The sequence below is a fragment of the Mangrovimonas sp. TPBH4 genome (assembly GCF_001280505.1).
GTDB lineage: Bacteria > Bacteroidota > Bacteroidia > Flavobacteriales > Flavobacteriaceae > Mangrovimonas_A.
Genome location: NZ_LBIO01000037.1, coordinates 328,019 through 350,769, shown reverse-complemented (window position 1 = coordinate 350,769; position 22,751 = coordinate 328,019). Strand labels below are relative to the sequence as shown.

At 39.2% G+C, this 22,751-nt stretch carries 19 protein-coding genes; 4 read left to right on the top strand and 15 right to left on the bottom strand.

Features of this window, described 5'->3' with window-relative positions; genetic code table 11:
- Positions 1-37: 37 nt before the first annotated feature.
- Positions 38-1,363: a xylose isomerase gene (xylA, locus tag ZA05_RS03020; protein ID WP_053990128.1), complete on the bottom strand. Its 1,326-nt coding sequence runs from the start codon at positions 1,361-1,363 to the stop codon at positions 38-40.
- A gap of 2 nt (positions 1,364-1,365) precedes the next feature.
- On the bottom strand, positions 1,366-2,862 hold the full coding sequence (locus ZA05_RS03015) for an FGGY-family carbohydrate kinase (RefSeq protein WP_053990129.1): 1,497 nt from the start codon (positions 2,860-2,862) through the stop codon (positions 1,366-1,368).
- 374 nt (positions 2,863-3,236) lie between these two features.
- Between ZA05_RS03015 and ZA05_RS03010 the strand changes: the two genes are divergently transcribed.
- Entirely contained in the window at positions 3,237-3,956 is a 720-nt protein-coding gene (locus tag ZA05_RS03010) for an NUDIX domain-containing protein (protein ID WP_053990245.1), read from the top strand.
- 80 nt (positions 3,957-4,036) lie between these two features.
- On the opposite strand, the gene ZA05_RS03005 is transcribed toward ZA05_RS03010, so the two are convergent.
- From ZA05_RS03005 to xrtF, 12 genes are all read right to left on the bottom strand, one after another.
- Positions 4,037-4,807 carry a 3-hydroxybutyrate dehydrogenase gene (locus ZA05_RS03005; protein WP_053990130.1) on the bottom strand — a complete coding sequence of 257 codons (771 nt, stop codon included), beginning with the start codon at positions 4,805-4,807 and terminating at the stop codon, positions 4,037-4,039.
- Entirely contained in the window at positions 4,800-5,582 is a 783-nt protein-coding gene (locus ZA05_RS03000; protein WP_053990131.1) for an alpha/beta fold hydrolase, read from the bottom strand. Before ZA05_RS03000 ends, ZA05_RS03005 begins: the two co-directional genes overlap by 8 nt.
- Positions 5,583-5,592: 10 nt before the next feature.
- A complete protein-coding gene (locus ZA05_RS02995; protein ID WP_053990246.1) occupies positions 5,593-8,079 on the bottom strand; it encodes a TonB-dependent receptor in 2,487 nt (828 codons plus the stop codon).
- 148 nt (positions 8,080-8,227) lie between these two features.
- Positions 8,228-9,652: a hypothetical protein gene (locus tag ZA05_RS02990; protein WP_053990132.1), complete on the bottom strand. Its 1,425-nt coding sequence runs from the start codon at positions 9,650-9,652 to the stop codon at positions 8,228-8,230.
- 3 nt (positions 9,653-9,655) lie between these two features.
- Positions 9,656-10,600, bottom strand: coding sequence for an alpha/beta fold hydrolase (locus ZA05_RS02985; protein WP_053990133.1), 945 nt, complete (start codon positions 10,598-10,600; stop codon positions 9,656-9,658).
- Positions 10,601-10,602: 2 nt separating this feature from the next.
- The gene (locus tag ZA05_RS02980) at positions 10,603-12,102 is read right to left on the bottom strand and encodes a class I adenylate-forming enzyme family protein (RefSeq protein WP_053990134.1); all 1,500 of its coding nucleotides are present in this window, start codon (positions 12,100-12,102) and stop codon (positions 10,603-10,605) included.
- The gene (locus ZA05_RS02975) at positions 12,099-13,589 is read right to left on the bottom strand and encodes a sodium:solute symporter (protein WP_053990135.1); all 1,491 of its coding nucleotides are present in this window, start codon (positions 13,587-13,589) and stop codon (positions 12,099-12,101) included. Before ZA05_RS02975 ends, ZA05_RS02980 begins: the two co-directional genes overlap by 4 nt.
- Positions 13,590-13,793: 204 nt before the next feature.
- Positions 13,794-14,147 carry a heavy-metal-associated domain-containing protein gene (locus tag ZA05_RS02970; RefSeq protein ID WP_082333653.1) on the bottom strand — a complete coding sequence of 118 codons (354 nt, stop codon included), beginning with the start codon at positions 14,145-14,147 and terminating at the stop codon, positions 13,794-13,796.
- Between the two features lie 27 nt (positions 14,148-14,174).
- Positions 14,175-16,409 carry a TonB-dependent receptor gene (locus ZA05_RS02965; protein ID WP_053990137.1) on the bottom strand — a complete coding sequence of 745 codons (2,235 nt, stop codon included), beginning with the start codon at positions 16,407-16,409 and terminating at the stop codon, positions 14,175-14,177.
- Positions 16,410-16,490: 81 nt separating this feature from the next.
- On the bottom strand, positions 16,491-16,904 hold the full coding sequence (locus ZA05_RS02960) for a hypothetical protein (protein ID WP_231632398.1): 414 nt from the start codon (positions 16,902-16,904) through the stop codon (positions 16,491-16,493).
- A gap of 57 nt (positions 16,905-16,961) precedes the next feature.
- Entirely contained in the window at positions 16,962-17,390 is a 429-nt protein-coding gene (locus ZA05_RS02955) for an exosortase F system-associated protein (protein WP_053990138.1), read from the bottom strand.
- Positions 17,374-17,934: an exosortase family protein XrtF gene (gene xrtF, locus ZA05_RS02950; protein ID WP_053990139.1), complete on the bottom strand. Its 561-nt coding sequence runs from the start codon at positions 17,932-17,934 to the stop codon at positions 17,374-17,376. The genes ZA05_RS02955 and xrtF overlap by 17 nt, the downstream gene beginning before the upstream one ends.
- Positions 17,935-18,024: 90 nt before the next feature.
- Between xrtF and ZA05_RS02945 the strand changes: the two genes are divergently transcribed.
- Positions 18,025-18,480 carry a GAF domain-containing protein gene (locus ZA05_RS02945; RefSeq protein WP_053990140.1) on the top strand — a complete coding sequence of 152 codons (456 nt, stop codon included), beginning with the start codon at positions 18,025-18,027 and terminating at the stop codon, positions 18,478-18,480.
- Positions 18,481-18,488: 8 nt separating this feature from the next.
- Here the strand turns inward: ZA05_RS02945 and ZA05_RS02940 are convergent, their stop codons facing one another.
- A complete protein-coding gene (locus ZA05_RS02940; protein WP_053990141.1) occupies positions 18,489-19,739 on the bottom strand; it encodes an ABC transporter permease in 1,251 nt (416 codons plus the stop codon).
- Between the two features lie 212 nt (positions 19,740-19,951).
- Here ZA05_RS02940 and purH point away from each other — a divergent pair, with 212 nt between their 5' ends.
- Together purH and ZA05_RS02930 are read left to right on the top strand one after the other, a co-directional pair.
- On the top strand, positions 19,952-21,484 hold the full coding sequence (gene purH, locus ZA05_RS02935; RefSeq protein WP_053990248.1) for a bifunctional phosphoribosylaminoimidazolecarboxamide formyltransferase/IMP cyclohydrolase: 1,533 nt from the start codon (positions 19,952-19,954) through the stop codon (positions 21,482-21,484).
- Positions 21,485-21,674: 190 nt separating this feature from the next.
- On the top strand, positions 21,675-22,703 hold the full coding sequence (locus ZA05_RS02930; protein WP_053990142.1) for a rod shape-determining protein: 1,029 nt from the start codon (positions 21,675-21,677) through the stop codon (positions 22,701-22,703).
- Positions 22,704-22,751: the final 48 nt, after the last annotated feature.

Sequence of the window (22,751 nt, the reverse complement as noted above, 5' to 3'; positions counted from 1 at the left end):
GAAAAAGGTTAGTTTAATTGATTTATTTAAATGTTAATTAGTATGCGTTTGCTATGATTTGTTCAAACAGCTCTTGCTTTCCACTTATTTGCTGTGGCTCGCCATTGGCTCTACCTATTTTGCTAAGGTCTTCCAAACTAAGCTGTCCTTTTTCGAACTTAGCACCGTTTCCAGAATCGAATGATTGGTAACGCTCCGCTCTTAATTTTTTATAGTTTGTATTTTTAAGAACATGATCGGCACAAATCAACCCTCTGGCAAATACATCCATACCAGAAATGTGTGCTATGAATCTATCTTCTAGATCTGTTGAGTTTCTTCTTACCTTGGCATCAAAGTTGATTCCTCCTCCTTGAATTCCGCCTCCTTCAAGAATCACAAGCATGGCTTGAGTAGTCTCATAAATATCAATTGGGAACTGATCCGTATCCCATCCGTTTTGGTAATCCCCGCGGTTAGCATCGATACTTCCCAATAAACCGGCATCTACCGCCACTTGTAATTCATGCTCAAAGCTATGCCCTGCCAAGGTGGCGTGGTTCACCTCCAAATTCAATTTAAAATCTTTGTCAAGACCGTAATGTCTCATAAACCCAACACAGGTTGCAGCATCATAATCATACTGGTGTTTTGATGGCTCCATTGGTTTAGGTTCGATTAGGAAATTCCCTTTAAAACCTTGGCTGCGTCCATAATCTCTACACATGGTTAAAAAACGCGCCATGTGCTCTTGCTCACGCTTCATATCGGTATTTAGCAAGCTCATATATCCTTCGCGACCACCCCAAAACACATAGTTTTGTCCTCCTAAGGCAATGGTAGCATCCATAGCGATTTTAACCTGAGCGCCCGCATAGGCCAACACATCAAAATTAGGATTCGTAGAAGCTCCGTTCATATACCTTGGATTTCCAAACAAGTTGGCAGTTCCCCAAAGCAATTCAATTCCGGTATCTGCTTGTTTTTGCTTCGCGTATTCTACCATTTGTTGAACTCTGTTTTCAAATTCAGCTAATGTTGGCGCCTCATCTACAAGGTCCACATCATGAAAACAATAAAATGGAATTCCCATTTTGGACATAAATTCAAAACCGGCATCCATTTTATCTTTTGCTCTCTGCACTGCATCTTCACTTTTATCCCAAGCAAAAACAGAGGTTTCCTTACCAAAAGGATCATTTCCTTTATCACACAGCGTATGCCAATACGCCATTGCAAATCGTAAATGTTCCTTTAAAGGTTTACCATCTACAATTCTATTCTCGTCATACCATTTATAGGCAAGAGGATTATCACTCTCTCTTCCTTCATACTTAATAGTATCGATACCTTTAAAATAAGCCTTATGGCTATTTGTACTCATAATTAAATTTCTTGAAGTTTAATTTGTTCTTTCCAGTTAAAATATATGTCTTGATACTGGGCTGTCAGTTCCTTATTAGGTTCCAACCGCTCAATACATTCAAGATTACCAAAAGCCTCCGATAAAGAATTATAAAACCCAAAGCCATAGGCTGCACCTCTTGCAGCGCCTTCAGACCCGGAGTTGTTATAAAGCTCTAATGAGGTTTTGGTGGTGTTCACAAAAATTTCCCTAAATACAGGACTTAAGAATAAATTCCCTTTGGAAGCCCTTACGATGTTTCCAGAAACCCCAATGGATTTCATGACATCAAACCCATAATTCATGGCGAACACAATACCTTCACAGGCCGCTCTAACCAAATAATTGGAATTATGGATATTGAAGTTTAAATTCTCAATTCCGGAGTTTACCTCCTTATTATCAAAGATGCGCTCTACGCCATTACCAAAAGGATAGAACTTCAAGCCCTTACTCCCTACTTCGGCCTTGGCGGCAGCATTATTTAAAAGGTCATAGGAAACCAATTCATCATTTCCCAGAGACATGATCTTCCTTAACCACTGATATAAAATACCGGAACCATTTATACACAGCAGCACACCGTTGCGCTTTTCAAGCTCCGTGTTATTGACGTGCAAAAAGGTATTCACCCTGTTCTGTTGATCAATATGGTTTTGATCAGTAACTGCATACATCACAGCCGACGTTCCCGCTGTAGTTGCAATTTCACCAGGATTCAGCACATTCAAGGACATGGCATTGTTTGGCTGATCGCCCGACCTATAGGTAATTTTCACCTTAGGATCCAATCCTAAATCGGCGGCCACGGCTGCATCAATAGTTGCATGCTCACCAAAAGTTGGCACGATTTCCGGAATTCTATCTACTGGCAAGCCCATTCCATCCAAAATCTCAGTGGCCAGCCTATTCTCTTTAAAGTTCCATAAGGCACCTTCAGACAAACCTGAAGTACTTATTTGCGGCACCCCAGTAAATTTAGCCGCAATAAAATCTCCTGGCAGCATCATATAAGAGGCTTTAGCAAACACTTCCGGTTCATGCTGCTGCACCCACTTAAGCTTAGAGGCCGTAAAGTTTCCCGGCGACCCCAAAATTTGTTCCTGACAAAAGTCCACCCCTATGGATTCATAATATTGTCGTCCAATCTCAGCAGCTCGACCATCACACCAAATAATAGAAGGTCGTACCGGATTCAATTCCTTATCCGTAAGCACCAAACCATGCATTTGATAAGCTACACCGATTGCTACGATTCGCTTAACATCTATGGAATACCTATCTTTAAATTGTGAAATTCCGCCTTTGATATACCCCCACCAAAGATTGGGATCTTGTTCAGCCCACCCTAAACGCGGCGCAACGATTTCGGTTTCGAAATCAGGTACAGAAATTGTCTTCAATACAGTTCCTTTGTCCCCATCGAATACGGACATTTTTATTGAAGAACTTCCTAAATCTATTCCTAAAAAGTACATGGATAGATATAATTTAGTTTCAAATAGTTCAAAAGACCATTATTATTTGCCCAACACACATCGTAACTCCCTCATTTCAACAATTATGCCTCCGAACTAATTCTTATGGTTAATTTGACTACAAGTATACTGAAGATTGTTCAATTTAACAAAAAATTAATGTTTAATTTTCAGTTTTCTTAAAAAAAATTTAAATAAATGCGCATTTCGTAATATCTTTGAAGTCAAATCAATAAGAGGTCCAACAGTTTTTCTTGTTCACCAACCTTTTGATTAATCCTAAAATATCTTATTTTGCCATTTGATGGTCTTAAGGACTTTTACCCATCCATGACCAACAATGTTATAATTACAACATTTACTCTATCATGCCAATGGTTAAGAAATTTATAGACGAAGAGTCTGGAAAAGTAATCGAACGTTCTGTCATGAATGCTATTACAATCGATTGCGTTATTTTCGGTTTCGACAAAGGGAGCCTGAAAGTATTATTAGTAGAGCACGCCGAAGGTATCAGCAAAGGAAAGTGGGCCCTTCCCGGTGGATGGATCAAGGAAGAAGAAAGCATTGACAACGCAGCCCATAGATTGCTTAGAGAGCTGACTGGCCTAGACAACATCTACCTTGAACAGCTAAAAGCTTTTGGTGACCCCGACCGTTTCCCGTTGGGACGCGTTATCACCATAGGCTATTATGCCCTTATTAAAATTGAAGATTACAACATTACGGCTGGTTTTACAGCTTCGGATGCTAAGTGGTATGATGTCGCTGATATCCCTGAACTGATTTACGACCACAACAAAATCATCAATTTCAGCCTTAAACAGTTACGAAACAGAGTCAAGCAAGCCCCCATTGGATTCAACCTATTGCCTGAAAAATTCACCCTTCTACAACTCATGCAACTTTACGAGCAAATTTTAGGGATTGAAATGGACAAATCGAATTTTAGAAGAAAAGTCTTAAGGATGAAACTCCTGGAAGCTTTGGACGAAAAACAGCAAGACGTGTCGCATAGAGCTGCCAAACTATACCGTTTTGACCATGCCATCTACAAAAAACTCACAGAAAAAGGCTTCAATTTTGAGTTCTAAAGAATTGTGACCAAAAAAAAGAGCCTGAACTAATATTCAGGCCCTAATTCACAAAAATCAACTCAAACAAAATTATTCATTTACTGTGCCGTCCAGCCACCATCCAAAGTAAAGGACGAGCCGGTAATGGTTTTTGAAGATTCTTTTGCCAACAATAAAGCCATATCCGCAATGGCCTCTACCGGAACAAAATCTTTTACCGCTTGCTTTTTTAGCATGACTTTGGTCACTACCTCGTCCGGGGTCATATTATGAGCTTTGGCTTGATCTTCTATTTGACCTTCAACCAAAGGCGTTTTCACATACCCAGGACAAATGGCATTCACCGTAATATTACATCCGGCGCCTTCCAATGCCAACACTTTGGTCATCCCAATCACGCCATGCTTGGAAGCCACATAGGCCACTTTAAATTCAGACGCCCTGAGACCATGCACAGAAGACACATTAATGATTCTTCCAAATTTCTGCGCCTTCATATACCCCCAAGCTTCCTTGCTGGCAAAAAAAGCAGCATTAAGATTAATAGCTATAATATTCAAATATTTTTGATCAGGAAATTCTTCTATGGGCGACACAAATTGAATCCCTGCATTGTTCACCAACACATGAATAGTCCCGAAATACGCCACAGCATCCCGAACCAATTGTTTCACCTCATCCGCTTCCAATAAATTTGCATTGGAAAAGGAAGTCTTCACATTAAATTCCTCAGCAACTCCTTTAGCAATCTCTGCTCCATTAGCTTCTAAACCATGAAACATTATATGATATCCATTGGCTGCAAATTGTCTCGCAATCCCAAGCCCGATACCACTGGTACTTCCAGTTACCAACGCCACTTTATCCATGTTTCAAAAATTTATAAAGTTCATAATTAAATGCCCCCGCTTGATCCATAACCACCCCATGTCTTGAATCTTTGATCACAACCAATTCCGCATTTGGAAGCTCTTTGACAAAGGCCTTTTTAAAATCAACAGGCGTATAATCCATATCTGAAGCCATCACCAAAGTCTTAGCTTTAATTTTGTGGATTCTATCTCCCAATCCCCATTTCATCAAGGTTACAAAAGACTGGTAATAGGCATTCAAATCGTTTTGTTTGCAACGCTTTTCAAAGGCCTTTCGCATGTCTTCCTGACCTTCTTCAGGAAACATATTGAAAGCAATTTGTTCCGCTAAAGGACCAATCCCAAATTCATTTAAGGATTTGGTTCGTTCAGCAACCATTTGATCGCCTATTTCCCCCATGGCATTAAAATCTGGACCACTATTTACAATCACCAATTTGTCCACCATTTTGGGATACTGGTATGCGAACTGAAAGGCTACCGCCCCTCCCATGGAAAACCCAACAATTGTAAGCTTCTCAATATTTAGTTGCTCCAGGAATTGCCTAATATCCTCGGTCATGAACTCCACCCCATAACCTTCTTTTGGTTTCGAAGTTTCCCCATGTCCTCTAAGATCAACCGTGATCACTTTAAATTCCTTTGAAAAGACTGGGACTTGTGCATCCCAGTCTTGTTTTGTTGAACCTAAACCATGGAGTAACAAAAGCACTTCACCTTCTCCCGACACCTTATAGCTTAGGTCGATATTATTTACTCTCAAAAAAGGCATTTGCAGTGGATTAGTTAGTAGCCGATTTTTTCTTGAAGAAATTCACTTGATATTTCAACTCCACAGAGAACAAAGTCTCTATTACAGGAGAGGCCACGAACTCACGAACCTCAGCATTGAACAAGTTGGTTACACTAGCAGCAACAGATAACTCATCAGTGATGTAATACCCTACATTGGCATCTACTGTAAATCCACCTAGAGGACCATAGTTCCAAGACCTTCCATTTCTGGCATTCTCAATAACATCATCCACACCATCCCCATTCAAATCTTGGGTTTCTGCTGCCGTATAAATTCCTGAGAAGAAATCGTAATCCTGCACCCACCTTCCAAAAATGGATCCATAGAATTTGTTTTTAGAATAATGCAATCCTAGAGCCAACTTGTTTGCCGGTGTGTTCACAGGCAATTCAGATTCCAAAACTTGTCCATCCAAGTTACCATCGTTGGCAGGATCGTTTTTATCCAAATCCCTTCCGAAGTAAGAATAATTAAGCGTTGCTCTAAACGCATCTGAGAAGTAATAATTCAAGCCAACATCAAATCCATAAGTATCCACCTTACCAAAGTTTTGATAGGTTAAAACTACCGCACCATTAGATCCAGGCACCACTTCATCGATTGGCTTATCACCCACATGCGTTACCACAACACCATTGGCTGCATCCGTAATCATTCTAAGTGGACTGATGAAATTTTCTGATTGGTTATAATAGGCATTGGCATCGATAAACAATTTATTGGCAATTTTTCCTTTGTACCCAATTTCATAAGTGTTGATAGACTCCACATCCAAAGGAGATACTTTGTTTCCATCAGACAAGGTAAACCCTTCTCCGTTACCCAATACCAAACCTCCAAAAAGGTTTCCTTTTAAGTTCAAAATAGACGGCACAGCAATTCCTTTTCCATAAGTCACCCTAAGCTGTCCTTCTCCAAGCGCTTTAGTAATAGCAGCCTTTGGTATAAAATTGGAACCATATAAATCATGCTTATCCAATCTAGCTCCAAGAAGAAATCCCCATCCAGAATCAGGCAAACTGTACTCCGTTTGCGCATAAAAACCTGTCTGTCCAATATCAATTCCTCCTTCATCCAAAAGGTATGTCCCTTTAGAATCGGCCATATCCAATTGGTACTGCGCACCAACCGTTAAATCAAAATTCCCCCAGCTATTGTTGTACTGCAATTCCGAATTGAAACGTTGGGAAGCATCCTTAAACACAGCACCTCTCGGCAATACAATACCAGTATCCGGCCCTGTTGGAAACCATTGCTCCGTATACGATCTTGCCAAAGCCTCTTCTTCAGAAAATCCATTATTTATGAAGGACACATAGTTTTGTGTTCTTTGGTTAATAGCATACGTATCGTCAGTATTACTCCAAGTATAGTTTACGTTGGCAAAGAAATGCTTGGAAATATATTTTAACTGAGCCACGTCAATGCTCCAATCCTTAATTTGGTTTCTTCCAGCGTTTGTAACCGCTAAATTATTGTTGTTACTGTGACCATAATACCCAATAAGCTCTGAACTAGACGTAGGTCTGAAATATAAACCTGCCCCATATTTCTGAGTATCGAAATCTCTATCCAATTCCAATTCCTTGTAAGCAGTTGTTCCCACATACACACTATCCACATATTCAAAATCCTCTCCTTGAGATCTTTCAAAATGGAACTTGAAAGCAAACTTATCACTAACCACTTGCGCATGGCGAGCACGGGCTGTGAATACATTTTGGTTTCCACCTCCCAAGGCCAAAGTTGTCCCTTCTGAAGTAAACGGATTTTTAGTTCTTGTACTAATCAAACCATTGTGGGCATTAGGCCCGTAAAGGGTTCCGTTAGGTCCCAACAAAATTTCAACTTGCTCGATATCATCTGTAGTTACCGTAGCGAATGTTCCTAATGGTAAACCAGTAGCAATCAAGGTGGATAATCTATCATCCGTCACCTGAAGGTTTTTAGAATTAAAGGCTGAGTTGAATCCTCTAATGTTGATTCCTGTTCCCAAAACCCCAGTTCTTACAAAATCAACCCCTTTTTCACGAGCAGCCAATTCTCCAACATTAAAACCTACATGTTCCTTAATGTCTTTGGAAGTTATCACGTTAACCGTCGCCGGCACATCTGTCATTTTTTGAGGTTTTTTGTTGGCCGTCACCACCACTTGCGAAAGCATACTTGTAGACTCCGCTAAAACCACATTCACCTCAACCGTTTGTCCCGCCTCTACCGAGACTGATTTGGTAATTGTTTCGTATCCCAAATAAGAGAATACAACATTGTAAGTGCCCGCTGGAACATTTTCTATAATGTATGCTCCATCAAAGCCAGAAACCACTCCTTTGTTCAAACTTTCAATAAGAACCGTTGCACCAGAAACCGGCACATTGTTCTCATCGAGAGTCAATCCTTTAATACTTCCAGAATCTTGAGCGGAAGCATAAAAAGAAAGTAACAAAGTGATAAGCGCAAAAAATTTCTTCATTGTTTTCATAAATAGTTAATTAGATTACCGCAATCTATCATGAAAATAATTTAATGGCCTATCTGGATTTTTAGCATTTTGCTGCGACTTTTAAACCTCAAAATTTCCCGAAAGCACAAAAACAGTTAATTTACCTTAAATAAACCAACTACAATTGCATGTGTGACTTTAGGTATAAAAAAGCTTCAGGAAGGTTATTTGACAGCTTATCGATAACTTGGGTCATCAACAATTTTTGGTTATCGGTCGCTTCAATTCCTTGAATTGGCTCCTTAATTTCCTCCAATAACTTACTGGAATTAATCTCTCCCTCCATATAACGAGACAAGGAAATACTCCACGAAATATTAGGCACATAATTGCTCTTCCGTTTGCGTTCAATTTCCCGTTCCTTCAAATTGAACTTCTTGGTAAGTTTTAAAACCTCTGCATACTTTTCCTGAATGACCAACACATTAATATAGGACGTGAAGAAATGATGCCATCTATGGTTGAACACTTCCGTTTTATTATGTTTTAAAAACAGTCTAGCCAAAGTTTCGGCATCATGGTATTTATGGAGATCTGTCAACACCCTAACTTTATAGGACACATAACTGTTTTTCTGGTGGTTGTTATGAGTTGTATCAAACAATGGCTTGTACTCTTCTAGCAAAGAAAAAGCAAGTTGAGTTTTCTTATTCCTCAACGTAATAGCGACAAGGTTATTGAGATACATTAGGGTATCGTCGTTATACTGACGGATTGATAAAAACCCATAATATTCAGCCTTCTGAAGCTCATTGTCCTTAGAATGCATCAGCACCCTATTGGCGTAGTAATTGGAAAGTAAACGACGGGAATACATTTCACCCTGACTAAAAAACACATCAATTTCATCAAACAGAGATCTCAGTTTCAGCTTTTCATTATAATTGGTGTACATAAAAGTGAGCAATACAAAAGCCTGATACCTATTTTTCCCATCAACGGTGTTAGACCTAAACACTTCCAACAACCAATCTTCCCAATATTTGGTTTCTTTATTATTTAAGGTGTATTGACTGGTGATTTCCTCGGTAGCATTATAAAGTTTCTCATGGATTTGAATAGCCCTTTCATAATGCTCCCTGTAGGCCTGAAGAAAATCGGCTACTATTTTATGGTCTCGGTATCGCATCCTTATAAGAAGGTAGGACTGATACTCCTTTACCAACTCAAATAAATTCTGAAAGTAATAATCGATATGCTTGTAATGATGCAGGAAATGCAGGAACTCTTTTTCATCCTCATAACTTATGGCATCGGTAAGAATCAATTGGCGCAACCGAAGCAACCACACAATGTTTTTATCGACATCTATAGCCTCCAGCTTTTTGTCTACCCAATTTTTTATATAGGTATACTTTCGCTTGTCAATAGCAACATCAAAGTCTACAAAACCTGTTTCTAAAACAGCATTATCGATAATTCGGGTAAGGATTTGCATTTTTTCGTCATCTTGAATTTGATGACTTAACGAAGCCAAATATTTGGCTTCATTGGGCAAGATACTTTTACTAAATTCTGTAAACTTTTTAAGTTTAACCTTCATTCTTTAGGGCGTGTCTACAAGCTGCGAAATATAAGCATTCACTTCCATTGGCTTTTCAAATTGCACAAAATGCCCACTCTCATTTATCATTTTCACCTCAGCCTGTTTCAGTTCCTCTTGAGCCGTTTGCGCTACAGCTTGTGTGGTTAATTGAGGATGAAGATAGCCATTTGGAATCAATTTATCGTTATTGCCAAAAATAACCAACACGGGTTGCTCAATCCTTTTCAAATCCTCAAACACAGGATCATCCAACATCCCCCAAACACTGCTTACAATCGCTTTACAGTGCATATCAAAATCGGCCGCATCCCTAATACGCTTTCTATCCGCTATCATTTTATCCACCTCTTTTGGTTGCTGAAAAAAGTTGAGCGCATAGTTTCTTTCTATTTGAGCATCGGTGGTTCCTTTTACCACCGCTTCGGTCATTGCACCTTTCATAAGATTGGCCTCCGCTTCGGAAAAGCGTTCAATTCCCGCCGGTGCCACAAGTACTAATTTTGAAATAGCTTCAGGATGATTTACCGCCAATTTTACACTGGCCTGACCTCCCATGGAATGTCCCACCAAAATCACATTTTTAAGCTTTAGCTCAAGGATAAATTGATGCACCACATCCGCAAAAAAAGTAGAGGTATATTGGGTTTCAACAATGGAAGATTTCCCAAAACCAGGCAAATCCAAAGCAATGCAAGTGTACTTATCTTTAAGCTCCTGAATATTTTTAGACCAAGCATCGGCATTACTGCTCAAGCCATGAACAAACAACAACGTTTGTTCATGATTCCCCTCCTTTACATAGGCCACTTCCAAACTATCCAAAGTAACGTAATGCGTTTTATATTCATAATCTGAAAGCAGCTCCTTCATACTAAGCGCTTTGTTTTGAGAAATTCCTACCATAGACAACAGACAAAAAACAGACAAAAAAAGGAACGATTTCATCACTATAATATTAACGTATTAAAATACTTGTTGAGCTTTTTACGAGACACCTTGCTTAAACTGGTAAGCGGAATTTCATCCAAAACAAAGATGTATTTAGGCTGCTTAAAATCGGCTATATTCTCTTTTAAATACGCCCGAAGCACTTCACTGGTCACTGCCTTATCCTTACTTTCCACAAAAGCGATTCCACAGGCACCCCAACGCTCACATTTGACACTGAAAACTGAAGCTTTGGTAACTCCTTGATAATTTTCCAACAACAATTCTATTTCCTGGGGATAGATATTTTCCCCTCCCGAAATATACATATCGTCTATGCGCCCTTTTAGATACAGAAAGCCTTCCTCATCCTTTAAAGCCAAATCTCCCGTATGCAACCAACCATCAACAATCTTACTCTTAGTGACCACGGAATTGTTCCAATATCCAGGAGTAACAATATCCCCCTTAATACACAACTCCCCAATTTCACCAACACCCAAAGGCTCATCATTTTCATTCACGATTTTTAAATCCAAATAGAAATTTGATTTCCCAATGGAATTCGGTTTTAAAAGAGCCATATCATGATGCAGCGATGTAATGCTCGGCCCTGCTTCCGTCAGGCCATAGCCTGGGCGGATATAGATATCCTTTTCTTTTTTCCAAAAGGACACCAATTCTGCATTTACCTTTTCACCCCCGGAAATAATATATCGTAGCTTCTTTAAATTTACCCGTTTGAAAACTTCCGTCTTTTGCATCATCAAGAGCATTGTGGGTAATGCCATGAACAAGGTTGTTTTTTCAAGCTCCAATAAACAGAGTGCTTTTTGGGCGTCAAATTTTTCCATCATTCCAATGTGGCCACCTTTATGCAAGAGCGGTGTAATGAACACATTCCATCCAGAAGTATGATAGGGCGGTAAGGTATTAATTGTTGAATCCCTATAAGTGATCCCCAATTGCATGGAGGTATTTAAGCTGTTCCAGAACAACATTTTATTGGTATAAATGACCCCCTTTGACAATCCAGTTGTACCTGACGTATAAAAAATAAACAAGGGATTGTCTTCTTTAATATCGTAATCCCGTTCAGCAACAGAAACCTCTTCTTTATAAGCCTCGATGACACGTTCCATGTTCACGGTTTCAATGCCTTCCAAAGTGAGTTCGTTTAACTGAGAACGCAATGTTTCACTAAAAATCAAAATTCTTGGATTGCAATCCTTTACCAGTTTATCCAATTCCCTGGATGCCATTCTATAATTAAGTGGCACTAGAATTAGCCCCATTCGCTGACACGCCGCAAACAACACAATGTAAGCTACATTATGCTCCGCAATCACCGCAATTCTGTCTCCTTCCCGATACCCGGCCTCATGAAATTTCTCAATCAACCTATTGGCATAAATATGCACATCTTTATAGGTATACTTTTCATTGGAGGCATAAGAAGTCAATGCCACTTTATAAGGCGTATAATCAGCCCATTTTGCTATCCAGTCCAATACATTCATACCAAGACAGGTTTTCTATTCAACTTATATAAAACATATCCCACTATCAAGGATACCACAATAGCTATTGCAGCCGATACCCCAGGGTTATTTACAGGCTCCTGCATATATGGCGTTAAACGTCCATAATAAATTCCAAAATGCACTACAATGGCCGTAACACTAGCAATAAACACAGCACTCACTGGCACTTCTTTTAAGAAAATTCCAAAAAGCACCGGAACAAAGGCTGCCGCAAAATAGGCATACACCCCATTTTGCGCGAATATGGCAACACTCACGTTGGGAGACTTGATTTGCTGCCAACTCAACACAAAACTTACACTGGCTAATATCAATATTACAATTTTATTGATCATAAATGAATTGTTAGTCACCTTACCTTTGAAAATAGGCTCCAAAATATCAGAAGTCACCGTTATGGAAAGTGACTGAATCAAACTCTCTAAGGTTGACAATCCTGCTGAAATCAGTCCCACCACGATTACCATACCCACTCCTACCGAAAACTTCGTAACGACATAAGTTGGAATGATCTCGTCCATTTTCAAAGTCTTCCCCATTACTGTCAACTCAGGAAAGGTTAAGCGCGCATACAGTCCAACTACTACCACCATAAAAAATACCACCATGACCGCAATGGCACTAAACAGATACGAATTCACTTTGGTTTGATCTTTGAGCAGCAAAGATTTCGTTATGATATGAGGCTGACACACAATAGCTATTCCAATTACAATTTGAACTACAACGATTTCGAAATAATCGCGAAATAAAAAACTTTGGCTGTTTGTGGCCTTAGACAGATTAGGATCTATATTGGAAAGGTCATTCAGTATTCCAGTTACACCCCCTTCAAAATATTCGCGACCAGAAGTAATCATTATGATGGCCACAACAAACATGATGACTGCTTGAATGGTGTTGGTATACACCATGGAATTGGCGCCTCCAAACATCATATACCCAAACACAAATACCGTAATCCCCAATAGCACATAAAAAGGCTCTACATTCAAGGATTTTGAAATTACCTGAGTCACCCCAACATTAATGAGCACAATAAAAGTTATGAGCAGCATGGCGGTAACCGCAAAAAAGAACGCATAGTTTTTGCTCTCATAACGTCTTCCTATCCATTGCGCCATAGTGGTCGCCTTTACCACGTTGCCATGTTTGGCAAAACCTTTGGTAAACATAATCAAAGAACCAAAAATGGCAATGGGCATGACAACCGCAAACGAAATCACCCCTGAAACCCCATACAAGGCTATAAAACCAGGATTGATAATAAAGGTGGCTGCACTGGTCATGGAAGCCGCTAAGGACAACCCCACCACCCAAGGAGAGAAACCTATATTTCCAACCGCATAATCGGCGATGCTATTTGCTTTTTTAGCGCCACGGATTACAAAAAAAAGGATTACAAAAGCATAACACGCCAAAAGAATCCACATATAGGTTACCCAATCATCGGTTGCTACCATAAGTTACATTTAAGGTTTTCACAAATAAAAAAAATAATCCCTGAAGGCAAACACAATATCCCAATGCAAACGCTACGACTTTTACAAAAATTATCAACAAAACAACTAAATCACCACTAATAACAACAACTTATCAATGTGCGACTATAAAAAAAGCGCAGTAATTAATTACTGCGCTTTTCCATATTTAAACATTAACGCTTTCTAGTTTTGATGATCTTCCTTTACATCTTGATCCCGATACCTGCAACAGGCATGCACACTATTATACGCTTCCTCTGTTGCTGTCATCTCTTTAGTATCATGCCCTACGGCCACGATATTTTTTTGAATGCTATCCAAATTGGTTTTACGCTCATTGTAAATCAGCTTTAGCTCATGGGTATCAACATTCCACACTGCGGACTTCACCCCTTTCGTTTGTATGCACGCCTTTTCAATTCGCTCCTTACACATCATACAAACACCATCTACCTCTAAAGAAGCTTTTGCATTTTTATTTTGGCCTATGGCAGTAATTCCCACCAAAAACATTAGGCCCATTATTAATTTTTTCATCTTTCTACAAGTTATTTTTTTCATTAATTATTGAATTCTAAATCGCAACCCAACATAATACATACTTCCAAAAATTGGACCATACACATAAGTTGAATCAAAATAAGGCCCAAATGGATCATCGGCCGCCAAGATAGGATTATCCTGCCTTACATTAGTGATATTTTCACCTCCTAAATATACTTCAAATTTTGGAGAAAACACTTTTGTCACTTGGGCATTCAAGGTACCTACGGTAGGCGTGTAATCGGATAATTGATAAGTAACTGGGTTACTACCTGTTGAAGCAAATCGTTGTTCTCCCAACCAATTATAGGTCGCATCAAATTTCCATTGCCCTCCATTGTCTTTCATGTGGGTTTCATAACTGGCATTTGCAAACAAACGGTGCTTTGGAGTTAACGGCTTCTCTTTTTTACCAGTTTGATATTGGGTCTTTACATCATAATATTTATAAGCAAAGCGCACATCCGTATGCTCAAACAAATTATAGTTCAATTCAGCTTGAAAACTATTGGCATAACTGTCCCCATCCAAATTACTAAAGGTTACTATCTGCGGGTTTTCAAAATCCACCACTACTTGATTCTGGAAATCGGTGCGATAAAAGTCCAAGGTCACATCTGCTTTTCTACCAAACAAATTAAATCCTTGGAGATAGGACACTCCATAATTCCACGCAATTTCAGGATCCAAACCATAAATATGCCCTACTGAATTGAGGATTTGGATTTGTCTAGAAGAGGCAAAAAGACTTTGGTTCTCAGCAAAAATGTTGGCCGAACGCTTCCCTCTTCCAAAAGAAGCTCTAAACGCCGATTTCTCCCAAGGCGTATAGCGAACATGCACTCTAGGCGTCATAAAAAGGCCCAAGCGATTATGCTGATCCACACGTAAACCCGCAGTAAGATTCAGCTTTTCCAGATTGTCAAAATTGTATTCAAAAAAGGCCCCAACCGAATTATCAATTCTCGCATAATTTGTAGCCTCTACCAATTCATCAAAATGATCATACGTAAAGCTTACTCCTGTCTTTATTTTATGTCGTGAATCCCCTATGATCGAATTATAAATAAGGTTGGAATAAATGCTGCTTTGCTCAATATCATAAACCCGAGTTCCGAAATAAGAATCTTGCTGATGATTGCTCACCGCAAATTGCAAACCTAAACTTTGCCAAGGTAATTCTGGATTTACATAACCCAACTTCCCTGAAAAGTCAAAGCGTCTTGTATCTATCTCACTACCCCAGGCATTGGTAGTCAACTTATCGGTTTCTGGATCAAAGTCCAACTGACCAGTTTGCTTCTGGTCATCCAAATATCTAAAGTTAAAAAAGCTCACAATCCCCTTTTCTGCATCTGTATACTGCCAACGGTTCATGACATTGATCTGTTTGTACAAAGGCATATCCAAAAACCCATCGTTATTGACATCGTGCTTTTTGTTATGGCTATTCCCGTGCAGATACAGACCTGTACTCCATTTATCACTGAGCTTCGTATTGAAATGCGTATTCAATTCCACACGTTCACTACTAGCACCGTATAGGTTTACAAATAGTTTGTCATCTTTTGTAGGCTTTTGCAATTCGGCATTGATTTGTCCTGCAATACTTTCATGGCCATTCACCACACTTCCGGCTCCTTTGGTGATTTGAATACTTTCCACCCAAGTACCTGGCGTAAAACTCAAGCCATAAGCTTGGGACGCTCCTCTTACCGTTGGAATATTTTCCATCGCAATTAAAATATAAGGACTGGTCAATCCCAACATTTTAATTTGACGTGTTCCCGAAATGGCATCGGCAAAATTCACATCGATGGAAGGATTGGTTTCAAAACTCTCAGAGAGGTTACAACAGGCCGCTTTCAGCAATTCATCGCTGCTCACCACCATGGTATTTTGAGCCTGCAAATAAGATTTTGAAGTCGCCTGCTTTCTAGACGTTACCGTTACCTGATCCAATTCACTTGTAGGCTGTAGCCAATGGTGAATCATTCTGGGCTCAGTAACAGTTAAGGTATCTGTTTTATACCCAACATAGCTTATCACTAATTGGGTATATTTCTTTTCATAGGGAACCGTAAAGACTCCATCAATATCCGTAACAGCTCCAACGGAGGTGTTAAGCCAATACACATTGGCACCCGCCAAAGGGATATGTTTATTTTCATTATTTGCTTCCATGACCATTCCTTTAATCTCTTGTTGAGAAAAAGCGAATACCGGAAACATCAATATATATATAAGGTATTTCATGATGATATCAATTGATTATGTTGCCTCAAGATGAAGCATTAAAAAATAAATTCCATGCGCTATTGCGCTAGTAATCCAAAATCAAATGATAAATACCTGATTGAGCACCTGCATGTCTGCAATCAAGCTTGGGGGAGTGTAATATTCATGGGGAACATTCGCCTTGGTTTCCCCTTGAAAAAGATTTATGTAACTATAAACGAAACTGGACAAAAAGACCTTTTGCCCAAAATCGAGTTTATCAAAATCGGAAGTATTTAGATTGTCCTGTCCTTGCACCACTTCTACTTCATCCTTACAGCAGGACTTTTTTTCTACCAAAGCCTGAGTATGGTCTTTCATTTCCATTCCACATTTTTCAACTTCGGTAAACACAGCTACATCAATAAGATTATCGCCACAATAATGCTTTACAACCGTTAAGGAAATGGTTGACAACAACACCAAAATGGCCATTGCTACAGAAAACACTTTATGTAACTGTTCCTTTTTCACAGCACAAATGTATTAAAATTAGTACAGAAACCCATCACTTTAAAATAGACTTAACATTTATCGTTTTAACCGTTGGTAATAAAATGCAGGCAACAGCAACAATAAACCTATAGGTTGAATTAAAAACCTTCGAATATTGAAAAACAGATAATATTGTGACTGTTTTGGAGATAAGACAAAATATAGAAATAAGCCAATTAAAATCACATACGCAATAGCATACATTACTGCCGAAAACTTTACAATACTCCAATCTTTAAATGCCACATAAAGAATCCCCAAAGAAATTATGCTATTCAACACATAACGCAAAGTTGTAGACAGCGTCAGTTTAAAAACTTCCTGTCTAGGATTGTCCATATATAGGTAATCGTTTTTGAAAAATTCCAGATAAGGATCGTAGAAGATTTCATTTTCAAAAAAACGAATCAAGACCAAAAGTCCTATCAAAATAGCTATCAGGATGTATTTAGTTACTTTCTTCATCTTCCTTTTTTGAAACTGACACGCGATTCACCCATATAATCCACAGCAAAAACAACATCCCGTAAATAATTAAGGGAAATACCACCGAATGTAACACTTCCTGGCTTTCGGGATAATGATATAAGCCCACAGCCAAAAGGGCAATCCTTATAACATTCACGGCATAAATCAAGATGCTCCCCACCAACAAATAAATAATGGTAGGTTTTAACCGTCCTGCAAACGCCACTATAAATGACACAAACAAAATGATAACACTTATAGCATTGCACCCTTCAACGATTCGTGCCAAGAACACATCATTAACAATCATTTTCATTGAGGGTTCATTTGGATGGGGCTCAATCCTCGCATTGTAACCAAAATTTTCTACCACTTCCCTACTTTGTCTTGCTACCAAATTGGTGATATAATCTGGGTAATAGCTATCCCCTGAACTATATTGCAAGTACATTCTATAACCAATTACTAGCACCGCGTACACCGCTAAAAACGTGACAATAAACTTGACAACGTCTTTGTATTTCAGCAATAATTCCTTCACTAATCCCTAAAAATTGAATTGTTAAATTTATACAAATTGAAGTTTTGGTATAACCGCTTTTAAATACTTTTACAAAAACTTTTAAACATTATGAATTTCAACCAGCTTATTCCGCAAGTAGACAGTATTATCCAAGGATCTTCAAGTGTAGACGAAAAACTATTGACTATCTGCTCCCTTTTGGAAGCCAATGTTGAATACTACAACTGGGTGGGATTCTATTTTAGAAACGGTGATAAGGAAGAGTTGAAATTAGGACCTTATGTGGGAGCGCCAACAGACCACACTATTATTCCCTTTGGAAAAGGAATTTGCGGGCAAGTAGCCGTGAGCAATCAAAACTTTGTGGTTCCAGATGTTTCAGCACAGGACAATTATATTGCTTGTAGCATTACGGTGAAGGCCGAAATTGTGATTCCTATTTTTGTAAATGGTGAAAACATTGGACAGCTAGATATCGACTCCAACACACCAGATCCATTTACCGAAGCAGACGAACGCTTTTTGGAGTACGTATGCGCTCAGGTTTCCAAAATTCTTTCCTAGAAAGAAAACTACATTCCAGTTCTAATAGCTTCCACCGGATTCAATTTTGAAGCCGAAATAGCAGGTATCACTCCAGATATCAATCCAATTGCTGTAGAAAGAGAGAAGCCTAACATCATATTTGGAATGGATAGAATAAACTTGAAATCTCCCGTAAATTGCGAAGCTATAATTGAGGTTATCCATACCAACACCAAACCTACCAAGCCACCAAAGACTGCCAAAATAACGGCTTCAAACAAAAACTGCAACAAGATGAATCGGTTTTTGGCACCCAGTGATTTTTGAATCCCGATAAGATGCGTGCGCTCCTTAACGCTTACAAACATGATATTGGCAATTCCAAAGCCACCAACCAAAAGTGAAAACCCACTAATGACCCATCCCATAATATTCATGGTCCCCAAAATATTGTCGATCATGTTGGTCATTCCCGATAATTTATTGATAAAAAAGTCATCGGGTTGGTCGGCCTTAAGCCCTCTATAATTTCTAAACTTTTGTTTCAACACCTGTTCAAATGCTCCTAAATCCACTCCTTTTTCAGGCTTTACAATAACGGCCCCAGGAATACCATCAACGCCTCCCGTTTGAAAACGCCTTACAAAATTTACAGGCACCCATGCTTTTTCATCTGGAGAGTCCCCGATACCGGACCCAATTTTTTTCAACACACCTATGACGGTCAGTTTTCTCCCATAGGCACGAATCTGCTTACCAATAGGGTTTAGATTCCCAAACAAACTTTCAGACAAATCATGCCCCAACACAATTACTGGCGACCCAGTAACTGATTCTGATTCGGTATAAAAACGTCCCTGCTCCAGATTTAAATTCTCAATTTCATAAATTTCGTTAGTCACAGGCGTAATATTCACTCCGGAAACCGTCTCCCCCTCATAACGAATCGTTTCATTGCCACCAAAAATCACAAAAGCTGAGGCAGCAATATTAGGGACATTTCTTCTTATAAATTCATAATCATCATATCCCGTTTGTGGAAATCGCTCGCGCTGCCACCGCGGCACATCGGTAGGCCCAAAAGAAAACTTGGTAATGTACATGGTATTTTTATCCAAGCCGGAAAGGTCTTCCTGAATTTTATGATCTAGAGAATCTACCGCAGCCAAAATGGCGATGATTGAAAAAATACCAACGGTAACCCCCAACAAAGACAGGGCTGTACGGAGTTTATTGTTACGAAGCGCATTTAAGGCAAATCCAAAACTTTCTTTTAATAACCTTAGGTAAAGCAGCATTTATAGAGATGATTTTTTACTGATTTAAAGATAGGACGTTTTTAAGGTATTTGTGTTACAAAAAAACTAAAATAAACCCTTTATAATTTGGCGGCAATTTCTTTAAGAATGTGTATTTTTGCACTTTAAAAAAATTGAGGCTTTCAATTGGGATGGAAGCTAACAAAAATAACTGTCATTTCCGTAAGAAAAGGAAACTAAACAAGAACAAAATGAATACTGACAAAACTATTAAATCGGCATTGATATCCGTTTTTAGCAAGGAAGGTTTGGAACCGATCGTGAGAGAACTTCACGCCCAAAACGTAACCATTTATTCTACCGGAGGTACTGAAACTTTCATCAAAGACCTTGGGATAGATGTAGTCCCTGTTGAAGATGTGACCTCTTACCCATCGATTTTGGGAGGACGTGTAAAAACCTTACACCCTAAAGTATTTGGTGGGATTTTGAACCGTCAAAACAATGAGAGCGATGTAACCGAACTTGAAGAGTTCAACATCCCTCAAATCGATTTAGTAATTGTTGATCTGTATCCATTTGAAAAAACTGTAGCCTCGGGAGCTTCCAACCAAGACATCATCGAAAAAATTGATATCGGAGGAATTTCATTGATCCGTGCTGCAGCCAAAAATTACGCCGATGTAGTGTGTGTATCTTCTGTTGAAGACTACGCCGAATTCTTGGAATTGTTACAATCCAAAAAGGGAGAAACTTCAGAAGCCGATCGCAAGCGTTTTGCTGCCAAAGCCTTCAACGTATCGTCTCACTACGATTCTGCCATTTTCAACTACTTCAACCAAGATCTAGACATCCCAGCACTGAAAGTAAGCGAAACCAAAGGCAAAGTGTTGCGCTACGGAGAAAACCCTCACCAAAAAGGATTCTTCTATGGCGATTTTGATGCCATGTTCACCAAACTTCACGGAAAGGAATTAAGCTACAACAACCTTTTGGATGTTGATGCTGCCGTAAACTTGATGGATGAATTTAAAAATGATGCACCAACCTTCGCCATCTTAAAACATAACAACGCTTGTGGTTTGGCACAACGCGACACCCTTCACCAAGCTTATGTAGATGCCTTGGCGGGAGATCCAGTTTCTGCTTTTGGTGGTGTATTGATTTCCAACAAGGAAATTGACTTGGCGACTGCCGAAGAAATTCACCAATTGTTCTGTGAAGTAGTGATTGCTCCAGGTTTTACTGCGGAAGCCGAAGAACTTCTAAAAGGCAAAAAGAACCGTATCCTTTTGGTACAAAACGATGCCGAATTGGCCCAAACGCACGTGAGAACTTGTCTTAACGGTGTTTTAGTACAAGACCGCAACAATGTTTCGGACACTAAAGAGGGTACTGAAACCAAAACCGACAAAGCGCCAACCGATACCGAACTTGACGATTTGATCTTTGCTTCCAAAATTTGTAAGCACACCAAATCCAACACAATCGTATTGACAAAGAACAAGCAATTGTGTGCTAGCGGAACGGGACAAACTAGCCGTGTAGATGCCTTAAACCAGGCTATCCACAAAGCCCAATCTTTCAACTTCGATTTGAAAGGAGCAGTAATGGCGAGTGATGCATTTTTCCCATTCCCTGATTGTGTAGAAATTGCAGATAATGCAGGTATCACAGCTGTGATCCAGCCAGGAGGTTCCATAAAAGACCAATTGAGCATAGACTATTGCAACGAACATGGTCTAGCTATGGTATTTACAGGAACGCGCCACTTTAAGCACTAATAAAAGCTTCCACTTGGTGGAATTTATCATAAAATTGGCACTCCTGTAGGTCTCCGTACCGCATGAGTGCCTTTTATTTTTCATTTCATTAGAATACCAATTTAAGTCTGTATATTTAGCAAGTTTTATTACATTTACAACAATGTGAAAAAACAGATAGATATAAACCCAAATAATTACAAAATAGCACATGGGATTTTTTGATTTCTTAACTGAAGAAATAGCTATAGACCTAGGAACAGCAAACACACTCATCATACATAACGATAAAGTTGTTGTAGACAGCCCATCCATAGTTGCCAGAGACCGTGTATCTGGAAAAATCATTGCCGTTGGAAAAGAAGCCAACATGATGCAAGGAAAAACACACGAAAACATCAAAACCATCCGCCCTTTAAAAGATGGGGTAATTGCCGATTTTGATGCCTCTGAGCAAATGATAAGTATGTTTATTAAAAACATTCCTGCGCTTAAAAAGAAGTTATTTTCTCCAGCCCTACGCATGGTGGTCTGTATCCCTTCAGGAATTACGGAAGTAGAAATGCGTGCGGTAAAGGAATCCTGTGAACGTGTTAACGGGAAAGAGGTCTATTTGATCCACGAGCCTATGGCGGCTGCTATTGGTATTGGGATTGACATCATGCAACCTAAAGGAAACATGATTGTGGATATAGGTGGTGGGACCACGGAGATCGCCGTGATTGCCTTAGGAGGTATTGTATGCGATAAATCAGTTAAAGTTGCGGGTGACGTATTTACAAACGACATCATTTATTACATGCGCACCCAACATAACCTTTACGTTGGAGAACGTACCGCTGAAAAAATAAAAATCCAAATAGGGGCTGCTACCGAAGACTTGGAATTACCTCCAGAAGATATGAGCGTTCAAGGACGTGACTTGCTAACGGGAAAACCAAAACAGGTACAAATTTCATTTAGAGAAATTGCCAAAGCTTTGGACAAATCCATTTTAAGGATTGAGGATTCTGTTATGGAAACCCTTTCGCAAACACCACCAGAATTGGCTGCCGATATTTATAACACCGGAATCTATTTAGCCGGTGGAGGAAGTATGCTACGTGGTTTGGACAAACGTTTATCACAAAAAACAGATTTACCAGTTTACATCGCCGAAGATCCCTTACGTGCTGTTGTAAGAGGAACAGGAATTACACTTAAAAACCTACCTAGATTCAAAAGTGTATTGATAAAATAAGTAATACCAAATGCAGCAAATCATAAACTTTGTTATACGCAACAAAAT

Excerpts from the sequence above, each read along its gene's own strand:
- xylA (WP_053990128.1), bottom strand. The coding sequence starts at position 1,363 with ATGAGTACAAATAGCCATAAGGCTTATTTTAAAGGTATCGATACTATT.
- ZA05_RS03015 (WP_053990129.1), bottom strand. The coding sequence starts at position 2,862 with ATGTACTTTTTAGGAATAGATTTAGGAAGTTCTTCAATAAAAATGTCC.
- ZA05_RS03010 (WP_053990245.1), top strand. The coding sequence starts at position 3,237 with ATGGTTAAGAAATTTATAGACGAAGAGTCTGGAAAAGTAATCGAACGT.
- ZA05_RS03005 (WP_053990130.1), bottom strand. The coding sequence starts at position 4,807 with ATGGATAAAGTGGCGTTGGTAACTGGAAGTACCAGTGGTATCGGGCTT.
- ZA05_RS03000 (WP_053990131.1), bottom strand. The coding sequence starts at position 5,582 with ATGCCTTTTTTGAGAGTAAATAATATCGACCTAAGCTATAAGGTGTCG.
- ZA05_RS02995 (WP_053990246.1), bottom strand. The coding sequence starts at position 8,079 with ATGAAGAAATTTTTTGCGCTTATCACTTTGTTACTTTCTTTTTATGCT.
- ZA05_RS02990 (WP_053990132.1), bottom strand. The coding sequence starts at position 9,652 with ATGAAGGTTAAACTTAAAAAGTTTACAGAATTTAGTAAAAGTATCTTG.
- ZA05_RS02985 (WP_053990133.1), bottom strand. The coding sequence starts at position 10,600 with ATGAAATCGTTCCTTTTTTTGTCTGTTTTTTGTCTGTTGTCTATGGTA.
- ZA05_RS02980 (WP_053990134.1), bottom strand. The coding sequence starts at position 12,102 with ATGAATGTATTGGACTGGATAGCAAAATGGGCTGATTATACGCCTTAT.
- ZA05_RS02975 (WP_053990135.1), bottom strand. The coding sequence starts at position 13,589 with ATGGTAGCAACCGATGATTGGGTAACCTATATGTGGATTCTTTTGGCG.
- ZA05_RS02970 (WP_082333653.1), bottom strand. The coding sequence starts at position 14,147 with ATGAAAAAATTAATAATGGGCCTAATGTTTTTGGTGGGAATTACTGCC.
- ZA05_RS02965 (WP_053990137.1), bottom strand. The coding sequence starts at position 16,409 with ATGAAATACCTTATATATATATTGATGTTTCCGGTATTCGCTTTTTCT.
- ZA05_RS02955 (WP_053990138.1), bottom strand. The coding sequence starts at position 17,390 with ATGAAGAAAGTAACTAAATACATCCTGATAGCTATTTTGATAGGACTT.
- ZA05_RS02945 (WP_053990140.1), top strand. The coding sequence starts at position 18,025 with ATGAATTTCAACCAGCTTATTCCGCAAGTAGACAGTATTATCCAAGGA.
- ZA05_RS02940 (WP_053990141.1), bottom strand. The coding sequence starts at position 19,739 with ATGCTGCTTTACCTAAGGTTATTAAAAGAAAGTTTTGGATTTGCCTTA.
- purH (WP_053990248.1), top strand. The coding sequence starts at position 19,952 with ATGAATACTGACAAAACTATTAAATCGGCATTGATATCCGTTTTTAGC.
- ZA05_RS02930 (WP_053990142.1), top strand. The coding sequence starts at position 21,675 with ATGGGATTTTTTGATTTCTTAACTGAAGAAATAGCTATAGACCTAGGA.